This window comes from Pseudomonas sp. RW10S2 (assembly GCF_014268985.1).
Lineage (GTDB): Bacteria > Pseudomonadota > Gammaproteobacteria > Pseudomonadales > Pseudomonadaceae > Aquipseudomonas > Aquipseudomonas wayambapalatensis.
Map to the genome: position 1 here is coordinate 1 of NZ_JABWRO010000069.1, position 13350 is coordinate 13350.

At 64.1% G+C, this 13350-nt stretch carries 14 protein-coding genes; 9 read left to right on the forward strand and 5 right to left on the reverse strand.

Annotated features, from left to right (window positions below; genetic code table 11):
* From HU729_RS15700 to HU729_RS15710, 3 genes are all read left to right on the forward strand, one after another.
* A partial coding sequence (locus HU729_RS15700; protein WP_186710922.1) for a DUF2388 domain-containing protein occupies nucleotides 1-116 on the forward strand: 116 nt, incomplete at its 5' end.
* 36 nt (nucleotides 117-152) lie between these two features.
* Nucleotides 153-473, forward strand: a complete 321-nt coding sequence (locus HU729_RS15705; protein ID WP_186670051.1) for a DUF2388 domain-containing protein — start codon at nucleotides 153-155, stop codon at nucleotides 471-473.
* Nucleotides 470-2428, forward strand: coding sequence for a DUF4105 domain-containing protein (locus HU729_RS15710; RefSeq protein ID WP_186710923.1), 1959 nt, complete (start codon nucleotides 470-472; stop codon nucleotides 2426-2428). The genes HU729_RS15705 and HU729_RS15710 overlap by 4 nt, the downstream gene beginning before the upstream one ends.
* A 10-nt stretch (nucleotides 2429-2438) precedes the next feature.
* Here the strand turns inward: HU729_RS15710 and HU729_RS15715 are convergent, their stop codons facing one another.
* Both HU729_RS15715 and rph read right to left on the reverse strand, forming a co-directional pair.
* Nucleotides 2439-2807, reverse strand: coding sequence for a DUF4870 domain-containing protein (locus HU729_RS15715; RefSeq protein ID WP_054894864.1), 369 nt, complete (start codon nucleotides 2805-2807; stop codon nucleotides 2439-2441).
* Nucleotides 2808-2833: 26 nt separating this feature from the next.
* On the reverse strand, nucleotides 2834-3556 hold the full coding sequence (gene rph / locus HU729_RS15720; protein WP_186670055.1) for a ribonuclease PH: 723 nt from the start codon (nucleotides 3554-3556) through the stop codon (nucleotides 2834-2836).
* 227 nt (nucleotides 3557-3783) lie between these two features.
* Here rph and HU729_RS15725 point away from each other — a divergent pair, with 227 nt between their 5' ends.
* Both HU729_RS15725 and gmk read left to right on the forward strand, forming a co-directional pair.
* Entirely contained in the window at nucleotides 3784-4647 is an 864-nt protein-coding gene (locus tag HU729_RS15725; RefSeq protein ID WP_186710924.1) for a YicC/YloC family endoribonuclease, read from the forward strand.
* Between the two features lie 12 nt (nucleotides 4648-4659).
* Nucleotides 4660-5280 carry a guanylate kinase gene (gmk, locus tag HU729_RS15730; RefSeq protein WP_186670058.1) on the forward strand — a complete coding sequence of 207 codons (621 nt, stop codon included), beginning with the start codon at nucleotides 4660-4662 and terminating at the stop codon, nucleotides 5278-5280.
* Between the two features lie 98 nt (nucleotides 5281-5378).
* Here the strand turns inward: gmk and HU729_RS15735 are convergent, their stop codons facing one another.
* The 3 genes from HU729_RS15735 to HU729_RS15745 form a co-directional block, all read right to left on the reverse strand.
* On the reverse strand, nucleotides 5379-6926 hold the full coding sequence (locus HU729_RS15735) for an APC family permease (protein WP_186670059.1): 1548 nt from the start codon (nucleotides 6924-6926) through the stop codon (nucleotides 5379-5381).
* 114 nt (nucleotides 6927-7040) lie between these two features.
* Entirely contained in the window at nucleotides 7041-7814 is a 774-nt protein-coding gene (locus tag HU729_RS15740) for a gamma-glutamyl-gamma-aminobutyrate hydrolase family protein (protein WP_186710925.1), read from the reverse strand.
* A 4-nt stretch (nucleotides 7815-7818) separates the two neighbouring features.
* Nucleotides 7819-9201 (reverse strand): glutamine synthetase family protein, encoded by a 1383-nt coding sequence (locus HU729_RS15745; RefSeq protein WP_186710926.1) that lies wholly within the window; start codon nucleotides 9199-9201, stop codon nucleotides 7819-7821.
* Nucleotides 9202-9410: 209 nt separating this feature from the next.
* Here HU729_RS15745 and HU729_RS15750 point away from each other — a divergent pair, with 209 nt between their 5' ends.
* The 4 genes from HU729_RS15750 to HU729_RS15765 all read left to right on the forward strand — a co-directional run bounded on the left by HU729_RS15750 (nucleotide 9411) and on the right by HU729_RS15765 (nucleotide 13335).
* The gene (locus HU729_RS15750; protein WP_186670061.1) at nucleotides 9411-10283 is read left to right on the forward strand and encodes a LysR family transcriptional regulator; all 873 of its coding nucleotides are present in this window, start codon (nucleotides 9411-9413) and stop codon (nucleotides 10281-10283) included.
* A 216-nt stretch (nucleotides 10284-10499) separates the two neighbouring features.
* Nucleotides 10500-10763 carry a DNA-directed RNA polymerase subunit omega gene (rpoZ, locus tag HU729_RS15755; protein ID WP_003253383.1) on the forward strand — a complete coding sequence of 88 codons (264 nt, stop codon included), beginning with the start codon at nucleotides 10500-10502 and terminating at the stop codon, nucleotides 10761-10763.
* A gap of 59 nt (nucleotides 10764-10822) precedes the next feature.
* Complete coding sequence (spoT, locus tag HU729_RS15760; protein WP_186670062.1) at nucleotides 10823-12931, forward strand: bifunctional GTP diphosphokinase/guanosine-3',5'-bis pyrophosphate 3'-pyrophosphohydrolase; 2109 nt, start codon at nucleotides 10823-10825, stop codon at nucleotides 12929-12931.
* A gap of 23 nt (nucleotides 12932-12954) precedes the next feature.
* Nucleotides 12955-13335: a RidA family protein gene (locus HU729_RS15765; protein ID WP_029612280.1), complete on the forward strand. Its 381-nt coding sequence runs from the start codon at nucleotides 12955-12957 to the stop codon at nucleotides 13333-13335.
* Nucleotides 13336-13350 lie beyond the last annotated feature (15 nt).

Below are 13350 nucleotides of genomic sequence, written 5' to 3' on the forward strand. Positions count from 1 at the left end.
CTGGCGGTCGGATTCGCGGCGCACGCCTGCAAGCTGCACTGACGGAACTGCGTCATATCTATTCGCGTCAGTCCGTCGGCGACCTTGAACTGGCGGAAGCAATTCTCGTCCAATGATCACACCTGACTCCCTGTATTTTTCGGAGATGCTCCATGCGTAAACCGCTGATCGCCGCTACCCTCGGCATGTTGCTGCTGGCCGACCTGGCCCAGGCGCAAACCCTGGTGGCCACCAGCAATATCATCGTTCGCGCCTTTGGCCGCTCGATCGATTTCACATCCGACACCACCACCTCGATCCGCGACTCCAAAGTCGTGCGCGAAGCCCGCGACGACGCCGCCAGCTTCGTCGCCAGCAATGGCGATATTCGCGGCGCCCAGCTCGAAGCCGCATTCGACACCCTGCGCGACCGCGTGCCTGAAGCGCGCAATGCCAGCGACCAGGTACTGGCCGAAGCCATCCTGTCGCTGTGAAGCGTGTGCGTGCCTGGCTGCTCGGCTGCGCCCTGACGCTGCTCGGCACGCCCGCCCTGGCCGATCTGCAGCTCGAGCTGCAGACTGCCAGTCTGGACGCTCGACAGCAGCACGCCTCCCAGCAACTGCTGGATGAGGCACTGTCGAAGCTGCCTCCCTCTTTCAAGCAGCGTCTGGATCGACGCATCCAGGTCAGCTGGACCGACAAGATGCCCGCCGATGCCTACGGCCAGGCTTCGCCAGTCTCGACCATCAACCTCAACAGTCGCCTGCTGCCAGGGCTCACCGATGGCAGTGCCGCCAAGGAAAAAACCCATCGCCCCCACGGCACGGTGCGGGAAGAACTGCTTGCCACCGTACTGCACGAGCTGACCCATATCTATGATCGCGCGCGACTGTGGCCCAGTGCCGAGCGCTCGCTGATTGCCCGCTGCAACCGCCAGCAGGGCACCCTCGGCCAGATCGGCCTCCCCCAGCAATGCCGTGGCCAGACAGCACGCCGCTTCACCCTGAGTGACGATCCGCGCCTGCTCGACCTTGCCGGCTGGCCGCAGTACGTCGGCCGTCGCGGCGAGCGTGAACAGCACAACGGTCAACTGGTACGCACCCCGGACAGCTACGAGCTGAGCAGCCCCAAGGAGTTTGTCGCGGTCAACATGGAGTACTTCCTCCTCGACCCGAGCTATGGCTGCCGACGCCCGGCCTTGAACCAGTACCTGCGCGATCATTTCGGCTGGGCACCCCAGCAGAACACCTGCGCCAAGGGTCTGCCGTTCCTTAACGCCGGCAGTGACTTCGCCCGAGAGCCACTGGGCGAGATCGACCCGGAGCGCGTCTACGAAGTCGACTACCTGCTTGCCGAGGCCAACCAGAACTGGGTCAGCCGCTGGGGACACAGCATGCTGCGCCTGGTGATCTGCGCACCGGGCCGCCCACGCGGGCCAGACTGCCGCCTGGATCTGGACCGCCACCTGGTGTTGTCGTACCGCGCGTTCGTCAATGATGTGCAACTGTCCAGCTGGGACGGCCTGACCGGCGCCTATCCGTCGCGCCTGTTCGTCCTGCCGTTGGGCCAGGTGATCGACGAGTACACCAAGACCGAACTGCGCAGCCTGGCCTCCGTGCCGCTCAAGCTCGACCGCCAGCAGATCGAGGACCTGGTGCGCCAGGCTGCCGAAATGCACTGGAGCTACGACGGCAATTACTACTTCCTGTCCAACAACTGCGCGGTGGAAACCCTCAAGCTGATGCGCAGCGGCACCGCCGACCAACGCTTCAACGACCTCGACGCGATCATGCCCAATGGTTTGCTGGAGGTGCTCAAGGGGCGGGGGCTGGCCGACACCAGTGTGCTCGACGACCCGCGTGAGGCGCTGCGCCTGGGGTATCGCTTCGACTCCTATCGCGATCGCTATCAGGCCATGTTCGAGGTGCTGAAGAAACAGTTGCCGATCAAGCAGACAGCGGTGGAGGACTGGTTGGCCCAGGATGCCGAGCAACGCCGCCCCTGGTTCGCCCAGGCCGATCTGCGCACCAGTGCTGCCTTGCTGCTGCTCGAGCAGGCCAGCCTGCGCCGTCAGTTGCTACTGGCACAGGATGAAGTCAAACAACGTTACCTGAACGCCGCCGCACTCAAGGACGGCAGCATCGACAAGGCCAACGCCACGCTGCAGAAGATGCTTGCCAACAGTGGGTTCCTCAGCCGCCCGGCCGAATTGCTCGAGGCGGATGGCTACGGCTTGCCCCAACCTCAGGAGCGCGTGCACCTTGAAAAGGTCAGCAGCGAGCGGCAGGCGCAGTTGCTGCGCCTGAGTACCGATCTGGACAAGGAAGTACGGGCATTGCTGGAGCCTGCACGGGCGAAGGAGATTGCGGCAATCGAGGCCAATGTGAAACAGATCGGTGAACACCTGCGCGCCCTGCACAAGGCAGCTGGCGGTTTGCAGCTACCTTGAGCGCGCGGGGCTACTTGATCGGCCGCCAGATCAGCGGATAGCGGTACGGCTTGCCTTCATTGGCCCGAACCCCTGCAAGGATGATCAGGATCAGCACGGCCACTGCCAGGATGGCGAACAGCACGATGCCGATAACCACGAACATCAGCAGGAAGCAGATGAATCCGGCAATGGTGACGCTGATCTGGAAGTTCAGCGCCTCCTTGCCCTGGGCATCGACGAACGGATCGACCTCACGCTTCCAGATCCACATCACCAGTGGCCCGAGCAGATGCCCGAGCGGCATCACCAGCCCGAGCAAGGCGCTGAAGTGGCAGAACATCGCCCATTGCCGAACTTCGGCGCTCGGCGTTTCGATCGGCAGATTCGTCTCACTCATGGGTCCATCGCCTCCTTGGCGCAGCTTCAGTCGGCCAATGCAGCCTGCTGCAGGTCGAAGATCTCGGTCATGCCCTTCTGCGCCAGCGCCAGCATGGCGTTGAAGTCTTCAGGCTGGAACGGCGCGCCTTCGGCAGTGCCCTGCACTTCGATGAAGCCACCGGCGCTGGTCATGACCACGTTGAGGTCGGTTTCGGCAGCCGAGTCTTCGAGGTAGTCGAGGTCCAGCACTGCCTCGCCCTGGTACATGCCCACCGACACTGCGGCGATCATGTGCTTGAGCGGATTGCCGCCCTTTAGACCGCCACGCTTCTTGATCACCGCCAGGGCGTCGCACAGGGCGACCATGGCGCCGGTGATCGAAGCGGTGCGAGTGCCGCCGTCCGCCTGGATCACATCGCAGTCGACGTACAGCGTGATGTCGCCCAGCTTGCTCATGTCCAGTGCCGCACGCAGCGAACGGCCGATCAGGCGCTGGATCTCGAGGGTGCGACCGCCCTGCTTGCCACGGCTGGCCTCACGCTGGTTACGCTCGCCAGTGGAGCGCGGCAGCATGCCGTACTCGGCGGTCAACCAACCCTGGCCCTGGCCTTTGAGGAAGCGCGGAACACCGTTCTCGACGCTGACCGTGCAGATGACCTTGGTGTCACCGAACTCGACCAGTACCGACCCCTCGGCGTGCTTGGTGTAGTTGCGGGTGATGCGGATCGAGCGAAGCTGATCGGCAGCGCGACCACTTGGACGTTTCATCTGGGATACCTGTACCGGAAATCGAATCTGGCGGCCATTATAGAGCCGCGCGTCCTGGGAGGACATGCCTATTGTCGCAGCCTCGCACCCCGTCGACTTTTCCCACCGATAGCAGCCCCGCCCTGTAGCATGGTTCGATTGGGCGTCACCGCCGCACTGCGCTACAATCCTGCGCCTTGCAGCCGAAAGGCTTCCCCCGTACAAACCGAATTCGCGAGGTACTCCCCATGGTGCACAGCATGACCGCCTTTGCCCGCGTCGAGCGCGCCGGCAGCCAGGGCACCCTGGCCTGGGAGCTGCGCTCGGTCAACCATCGCTATCTCGAACCGCACCTGCGCCTGCCGGAAGCCCTGCGTGACCTCGAGGGCGCGGTACGTGAAGGTCTGCGCCAGGGGCTGTCGCGCGGCAAGGTCGAATGCACCTTGCGCCTGTCCGACGACAGCACCGGCAAGCCGCTGCAGGTCGATCGCGAACGCGCCGCGCAACTGGTCGCCGCCGCCGAGACCGTGGCCGGGCTGATCAAGCAGCCGGCGCCGCTCAACCCGCTAGAAGTGCTGGCCTGGCCCGGCGTGCTGGTGGCCGATGCCGCCGACCCGCAGGCCCTCAACGCCGAAGCCATCGCCCTGTTCGACGAGGCGCTGGCCGAACTCAAGGCCGGTCGCCTGCGCGAAGGCCAGGAGCTGGCACGACTGATCAACGAGCGCCTGGACGCCATGACCAGCGAGGTCGCCACACTGCGCACCCTGGTGCCGCAGATGCTGGCAGCCCAGCGCCAGCGCATCGTCGACCGCTTCAACGACCTGCAGGCCGAACTCGACCCGCAGCGTCTGGAGCAGGAAATGGTACTGCTGGCACAAAAGAGCGACGTCGCCGAAGAACTCGACCGCCTCAGCACCCACGTCACCGAGGTGCGCCGAGTGCTCAAGTCGGGCGGCGCCGCCGGACGACGCCTGGACTTCCTGATGCAGGAACTCAACCGCGAGGCGAACACGCTCGGCTCCAAGGCCTTCGACTCGCGCAGCACCCAGGCGGCGGTCAACCTGAAGGTGCTGATCGAACAGATGCGTGAACAAGTACAGAACATCGAGTAAGGCCACCCCACCATGAACCACAGCAGCGGCACCCTCTACATCGTTTCGGCGCCTTCCGGCGCTGGCAAGACCAGCCTGGTCACCGCCCTGACCGCGCAAGACCAGCAGATCCGCGTGTCTGTCTCCCATACCACCCGCGCCATGCGCCCGGGCGAGGCTCACGGGGTGAACTACCACTTCGTGGTTCACGAGGAGTTCAAGGCATTGATCGCCCAAGGCGACTTCCTCGAGCACGCCGAGGTGTTCGGCAACTACTACGGCACCTCGCGCAGCGCGCTGCAGGAAACCCTCGAACAAGGCTTCGACCTGATCCTGGAAATCGACTGGCAGGGTGCGCAGCAGGTGCGCAAGCTGATGCCCGAGGCCCTGTCGATCTTCATCCTGCCACCGAGCCAGGAAGCCCTGCGTCAGCGTCTGGACGGACGCGGCCAGGACAGCGAAGAGATCATTGCCGGGCGCATGAAGGAAGCGGTCAGCGAGATGGTGCATTACAACGAGTTCGACTACGTCATCGTCAACGACGACTTCGAAGACGCGCTCGAAGACCTGAAGTCGGTGTTCCGTTCGAACCGGTTGCTGCTCAAGAAGCAGCAGCAGCGCCATGGTGCGCTGTTGAAGCAGTTGGTCGGCTGAAACAATCGCGGGGCAAGCCCGCTCCTACAGGTACGGCACCGCACCTGTAGGAGCGGGCTTGCCCCGCAATCAGGCTGCACAGCAGCCCCACCTAGGCCTTATTCCTGCAACTGCAGTTTCGCCTGCTGCTGCAAGGTTGCCCCGAGGAAGTACGCCGGGGCGCGCAGCCGCGACAGCATCATCAGCACGATGCCCAGCACCGAGATGATCGCCGCGATCACGAATACCAGCCCCAGCCCGCCTACATGCGAGCCGCTGCCAAAGTCGGGCGAAGCGCTGTCGATCGCGGTACGCACGAAGATCACCGACAGGATCACCCCACCCACCAGCGGGCACAGGCCGCGCATGAAGAAGTGGCGCAGGCTGTCGAACAGGCTGTCGCGGAAGTACCAGACACAGGCGAACGCGGTCAGCGAATAGTAGAAGCAGATCATCATCCCCAGCGCGGTGATGGTGTCGGCCAGTACGTTCTCGCTCAGGGTGCGCATGGTCACGTAGAACAAGGCCGCCGCCACGCCCGCACAGATGGTCGCGTAGCGCGGCGTCTGCGAACGCGGGCAGACGCTGGCGAAACGCTGCGGCACGGCACCGTAGTAGCCCATGGCGAGCAGGGTGCGCGCAGGAGACACGAAGGTCGACTGCAGCGATGCCGCGGTGCTGGCCAACACCGCAATCGACATCAGGATCGCCAGCGGCCCCATGACCGGGCCGGCCAGGTGGGCGAAGACGTTCTCCTGGATGCGCGGATTACCCAGGCCCAGGCCGCTGTCGCTGATACCGGCGAATTGCAAGGTGGCAATGGCGGTGAACAGGTACAGCCCCAGGATCAGCAGCACCGTCCAGGTGGCCGCCTTGCCGGGCACTTCGTCGCTGCCGATGGACTCTTCGCTGACGGTCAGGCACACGTCCCAGCCCCAGAAGATGAAGATCGACAGCGACAGGCCGGCCGCGAAGGCCGAGAACGATTCGACACCGAAGGGGTTGAACCAGGCGAGATCGAACTCCAGCGGCGGCGGCGCAGTGGTCTCGCCGAAAGCCGCAAAACCAAAGCCCACCAACACCAGCAATTGCAGGGCGACCAGGCCGTACTGCACGGTCATGGTGGTGCCCATGCCCCGACAGCAGATCCACACCGCCAGGGCGATGAACGCACAACAGGTGGTGACGTTGATCAGCAGGTTGTCCGCCAGCGCGGCATACGCGTGATGCCCCGTGATCTGTCCGATGAACAGGTAGAAGAAATCGACCGCCACACCGGCCAGGTTCGACAGCACGATGGTGGTGGCAACGACCAGCCCCCAGCCACCGATCCAGCCGATCATCGGGCCGAAGGCACGTGCCGACCAGGTGAAAGAGGTGCCGCTGTCGGGCTCCGCGGCGTTCAGCTCGCGGTAGCCGAGGGCAACCAGCAGCATCGGCAGGAAGCCGACGATGAAGACCGCCGGCAGATGGGCGCCGACTTCGCGTACGGTCGGGCCGAGGGCGCCGGTCAGGGTATAGACCGGGGCAATGGTGGAGATGCCCAGCACCACGCTGGCCAGCAGGCCCAGGCGACCTTTGGCCAGGCCTTTGCTGGCACGCTGGGTGTTGCTGCCCGCGTCGGCCGCCACATCGGGAGGGCGGCCGGCTTCTGTGTATTCGCTCATGAGTTATTTGCCGTTGCTATTGGTATTGTTTTCACAGGCCTTGCGAACAAGGCCCGCTTTCACTCATTGAAAGCTTGCTGCAGGGGGTGGGTCATCCGAGACCTTCGGGTAACGTCAGAATGCCTTCTGGCGCGAACCCTCCCGAGCAGCATGGGCAATGCAGGCCTCGCGAAACGCCTGAAACAGACGTAGGGAGACCGGGTTTTCGGCGAAACGCCACTCCGGGTGCCATTGCACGCCAAGCACGAAGCCCGGCGCATCAGTCATCGACACCGCTTCAATCAGGCCATCCGGGGCCCGTGCCTCGACACGCAGGCCCGGGGCCAGACGGTCGATGCCCTGGCTATGCAGCGAGTTGACCTCGAACTGCGCAGCCAGGCCCAGGCGCTCGAACAACCCGCCCGGCGCAATGCCGACCGTATGTCGAGGCCCGTATTGCACCTCCAGGGGTGCGTCCTCAGGTTCGCGGTGGTCCAGGTAGCCGGGCAGTTCCTGCACCCGCTGGTGCAGAGTGCCACCCAAGGCCACGTTGAGTTCCTGGAATCCACGGCAGATGCACAACACCGGCACGCCGGCGGCAATGGCGGCCTGCAGCAACGGCAGGGTCAGGCGATCACGCGCAACGTCGTGCCGGGTACCGTCCACGCTGGGGGCGCCATTGTAATGATGCGGCTCGACATTTGAAGGCGAGCCGGTAAAAAGAATGCCATTCAGGCGCGCCAGCAGCGCCTGCGGGTCGCTGGCCGTGTCGCGCGCCGGCAGGATCAGCGGCAACCCGGCAAAACCTGCCGCCTCGACATACTTGTCGCCCACCGTGTGCGACGAGTTCTTCCCAACCTGCTGGCGGCAGGCGCTGACACCGATCAAGGGAACCGCGTTTGCGCTCATGGGCTTACACCGTGTGCAGGTACCAGTTGTATTCGAGGTCGGAGATCGACACTTCGAACTCCGCCAGCTCGCTTTCCTTGCAGGCCACGAAGATGTCGATGTATTCCGGGCTGATGTATTGGTTGAGGACTTCGCTGTCATCCAGCGCGCGCAAGGCGTCACGCAGGTTGTTCGGCAGGCTCTGCTCGAGCTGCTCGTACGAATTGCCCTCGATCGGCGCGCCGGGCTCGACCTTGTTGGTCAGGCCGTGGTGGATGCCTGCGAGAATCGCGGCGAGCATCAGGTAAGGGTTGGCATCGGCCCCTGCGACACGGTGCTCGATGCGCAGGTTATCGCTGCTGTCGGTGGGCACGCGCAGGGCCACGGTACGGTTGTCCAGGCCCCAGCTCGGTGCGTTCGGCACATAGAACTGGGCACCAAAGCGGCGGTAAGAGTTGATGTTCGGGCACAGGAAGGCCATCGACGCCGGCATGGTTTCCAGCACACCGCCAATGGCGTGGCGCAGGGTTTCGCTCTGCAGCGCGTCATCGTTGGCGAAGATGTTCTTGCCGGTTTTCTTGTCCAGCAGCGAGATGTGCACATGCAGGCCGTTACCCGCCTGGCCCGGGTAGGGCTTGGCCATGAAGGTCGAGTCCATCTCATGGTCGTAGGCGATGTTCTTGATCAGGCGCTTGAGCAGGATCGCGTAGTCGCAGGCCTTGAGCGGGTCGGCGACGTGGTGCAGGTTGACCTCGAACTGCGCCGGAGCACTTTCCTTGACGATCGCATCGGCCGGCAGGCCTTGCTCCTTGGCGGCTTCGAGCATGTCCTGCAGGCAGTCGGCGTACTCGTCCAGGTCATCGATCAGGTAGACCTGGGTCGACTGCGGGCGCTTGCCCGAGATCGGCGAACGCGGCGGCTGCGGTCGACCGTTCAGATTGTCCTGGTCGATCAGGTAGAACTCCAGCTCGAACGCCGCGCAGATTTCCAGGCCCAGCGCATCGAACTTGCTCACCACCTGGCGCAGCACTTCGCGTGGATCGGCGAAGAACGGCTCGCCTTCGATTTCGTGCATGGTCATCAGCAACTGGGCCGTCGGGCGCTTCTGCCAGGGCTCATTGGAGAGCGAACCGGGGATCGGGTAGCAGATGCGGTCGGCGTCGCCGATGTCCAGGCCGAGGCCCGTGCTTTCGACGGTCGAGCCGTTGATATCCAGGGCGAACAGCGAAGCCGGCAGGTTGATGCCCTTCTCGTACACCTTGTGCAGGCTGGCCCGCTCGATGCGCTTGCCGCGCACCACGCCGTTCATGTCGGAGATCAACAGATCGACGTACTGCGTGTCCGGGTGGGCTTCCAGGAATTCATTCATCTCGCGGGAAGAACGGGCGCACGGGGAGACCGACGTCATGGCTGTACATCCTTTGATTCGGAGCGGCGATGTGGGGATACGGCTGGCGCCTCGAGGGCGACGATGGTTGCTGCTGTTGTTCTTTTCACTGCCCCATCGTGGGGGAATTCTGTCGCTCGCCGGGCGCATTGATTCCCGGGGGCCGTTCCACTATAAAGTGGGCTCCAGTGCAACAGACATTGGCAAATCGGCAAGCAGAGCGTGCACAAATGCAATATCAGATCAATCACGCGGACCTCGCCCTGGTCCTGGCACTGGAACGTGGCCGCTCACTGGCCAAGGCCGCCGAGCTCCTTAAGGTCGATGTTTCAACGGTATTCCGCTCGATCCGGCGGCTGGAGTCGGCGCTGGGCACTGCGCTGTTCGTCAAGAGCCGCAAGGGCTACCTGCCGACCGACACCGCGCAGGCCCTCGCCGAACAGGCAGAGCGTGCCGAGCAGGCGCTGGACGCCGCGCGCATCGCCCTGACCAGCGGCGAGCAGGTGGTCAGCGGCACGGTGCGCCTGACCTGCACCGAAGCCGTGCTGCACAGCCTGTTGCTCCCCGCGCTGGCCGAGTTCATGCCCAACTACCCCGCGCTGTCGCTGGAGATGGGCACCTCCAACACCTTCGCCAACCTCAGCCGCCGCGACGCCGACATCGCCCTGCGCCTGACCAACACACCGCCGGAGCATCTGGTCGGACGCTGCCTGGGCTCAACGTCCTATGTAATCTGCGGACGCCCGGAGTTTCGCGAGCGCCTGGCCGAGTCGCCAAACAGCGTGCCGTGGATCGCCCCGGACGACGCCATGCAGGACCACCCCACGGTGGTCTGGCGCAACCAGCAGCACCCCGACCTGATCCCGCGTTACCAGTGCAGTGGCATGTCGACCATTGCTCAGTTGGTCAGCACCGGCATGGGGGTGGCGGCACTGGCCGACTATATGGTCGATACCCTGCCCGGCGTCGAGGCCTTGAGCGGCGCGCTGCCAGGCTGCGACACCCAGTTGTGGCTGCTGACCCGCCCCGATTGCCGCGCGCTGCGCTCGGTGCAGACGCTGTTCGAGGAGCTGACCCCGCGATTGCGTGACGCGATGTTGTGAAGCTGTTGTGTTCGCGGGGCGGGAAGCGTTATCGTCAGATTCAAGTGAGAGGCCGTCTGTTACGGCCCTTTCGCGGGCAAGCCCGCTCCCACGAGCAGCTGACACGGATCACCAGACAAAACAGGCCTTCCCTATTGGCTGGTGATTTTTTAAACTATCGAGTCCGCCTGCCCATTCTGGGCTGCACGCTAATCGCATCTGCTACTGAGGAAGACCATGGCCCGCGTAACTGTTGAAGACTGCCTGGAACACGTGGATAACCGCTTCGAGCTGGTCATGCTCTCGACCAAGCGCGCCCGCCAACTGGCCACCGGCGGCAAAGAGCCACGCGTGGCGTGGGAAAACGACAAGCCAACCGTCGTCGCCCTGCGCGAAATCGCCGAAGGCATCGTGACCAATGAATTCATCGCCGCCGAAGAGATCGTCACCGAGGATCCGGTGTTCGCTGCGTTCGAGGACGAGAACAACGAGGCCGTCTGATTCATGCCCGGTCGACGTCGCGCGGCACACGATCCTCTTCCTCTGCAAGAGGTGAAACCATGCCGGGTATAGAAGCCCTCGCCGAGCGGCTGTCGACCTATCTGGGCCCCGACCAGGTCAATCTGGTGCGCCGGGCCTATTTCTATGCCGAGCAGGCACACGATGGCCAGCGCCGCCGCAGTGGCGAGCCCTACGTGACCCATCCGCTGGCGGTCGCCAGCATTCTCGCCGATATGCACATGGACCATCAGAGCCTGATGGCCGCCATGCTGCACGACGTGATCGAAGACACCGGCATCGCCAAGGAAGCTCTCAGCCAGCAGTTCGGCGAAACCGTCGCCGAGCTGGTCGACGGGGTCAGCAAGCTGACCCAGATGAACTTCGAGACCAAGGCCGAGGCGCAAGCCGAGAACTTCCAGAAGATGGCCATGGCCATGGCCCGCGATATCCGCGTGATCCTGGTCAAGCTGGCCGACCGCCTGCACAACATGCGCACCCTGGAAGTGCTGTCCGGCGAAAAGCGCCGGCGCATCGCCAAGGAAACCCTCGAGATCTACGCCCCCATCGCCAACCGCCTGGGCATGCACACCGTGCGCGTGGAGTTCGAGGACCTGGGCTTCAAGGCCATGCACCCCATGCGCTCCTCGCTCATTCACCGAGCGGTGAAGAGCGCGCGCGGCAACCGCAAGGAAATCGTCGCCAAGATCGAGACCTCGCTGGCCAACTGCCTCGCCGCGGATGGCATCGAGGGCGAGGTCAGCGGCCGACAGAAACACCTCTATGGCATCTACAAGAAGATGCGCGGCAAGCGCCGCGCCTTCAACGAAATCATGGACGTGTACGCCTTCCGCATCATCGTAGACAAGGTCGACACCTGCTACCGCGTGCTGGGTGCCGTGCACAACCTGTACAAGCCGCTGCCGGGGCGCTTCAAGGACTACATCGCGATTCCCAAGGCCAACGGCTACCAGTCGTTGCACACCACGCTGTTCGGCATGCACGGCGTGCCCATCGAAATCCAGATCCGCACCCGCGAAATGGAAGAGATGGCCAATAACGGCATCGCGGCGCACTGGCTGTACAAGTCGAACGAGGAAGAGCAGCCCAAGGGCAGCCACGCCCGCGCCCGCCAATGGGTCAAGGGCATCCTCGAGCTGCAGCAGCGGGCCGGCAACTCGCTGGAGTTCATCGAGAGCGTGAAGATCGACCTGTTCCCGGACGAGGTCTACGTCTTCACCCCCAAAGGCCGGATCATGGAACTGCCCAAAGGCTCCACGGCCGTCGACTTCGCGTACGCGGTGCACACCGACGTCGGCAACAGCTGCATCGCCTGCCGCATCAACCGTCGCCTGGCACCGCTCTCCGAGCCGCTGCAAAGTGGCTCGACGGTCGAGATCGTCAGCGCCCCGGGCGCACGCCCGAACCCGGCCTGGCTCAACTTCGTGGTGACCGGCAAGGCGCGCACGCACATTCGCCATGCGCTCAAGCAGCAGCGCCGCTCCGAATCCATCAGCCTCGGCGAACGCCTGCTGAACAAAGTGCTGACCGGCTTCGACAGCAGCCTGGACAAGATCGCCGACGAGCGCGTCCAGGCCATCCTCACTGAATACCGTCTGGAGCTCGTCGAAGACCTGCTCGAAGACATCGGCCTGGGTAACCGCATGGCCTACGTGGTCGCACGCCGCCTGCTGTCGGCCGAAGGCGAGCAACTGCCATCGCCCGAGGGCCCGCTGGCGATCCGCGGCACAGAAGGCCTGGTGCTCAGCTACGCCAAGTGCTGCACGCCGATCCCGGGGGACCCCATCGTCGGCCATCTGTCGGCGGGCAAGGGCATGGTCGTCCACCTGGAAGACTGCCGCAACATCAGTGAAATCCGGCACAACCCGGAGAAGTGCCTGCAGCTCTCCTGGGCCAAGGACGTCACCGGCGAGTTCAACGTCGAACTGCGCGTCGAGCTGGAGCACCAGCGCGGCCTGATCGCCCTGCTGGCCAGCAGCGTCAACGCCGCCGACGGCAACATCGAGAAGATCAGCATGGATGAGCGCGACGGTCGCGTCAGCGTGGTCCAACTGGTGGTCAGCGTGCGCGACCGCGTGCACCTGGCTCGCGTGATCAAGAAGCTGCGCACCCTGACCGGCGTGGTCCGCATCACCCGAACGCGTGCGTAGTCCGTCAACCGCAAGGAGTCAACATGACCAAGACTGTCATCAACAGCGACAAGGCCCCTGCCGCCATCGGCACCTACTCCCAGGCGATCAAGGCCGGCAACACCGTCTACATGTCGGGCCAGATTCCGTTGGACCCCAAGACCATGGAGCTGGTTGAAGGCTTCGAGGCACAGACCGTGCAAGTCTTCGAAAACCTCAAGGCTGTTGCCGAGGCCGCTGGCGGTTCGTTCAAGGATATCGTCAAGCTGAACATCTTCCTCACCGACCTGAGCCACTTCGCCAAGGTCAATGAGGTCATGGGCCGCTACTTCGAGCAGCCCTACCCGGCCCGCGCCGCGATCGGCGTGGCTGCCCTGCCCAAGGGCTCGCAAGTCGAGATGGACGCCATCCTCGTCATCGAGTGATGCCCCAGGCGGCAG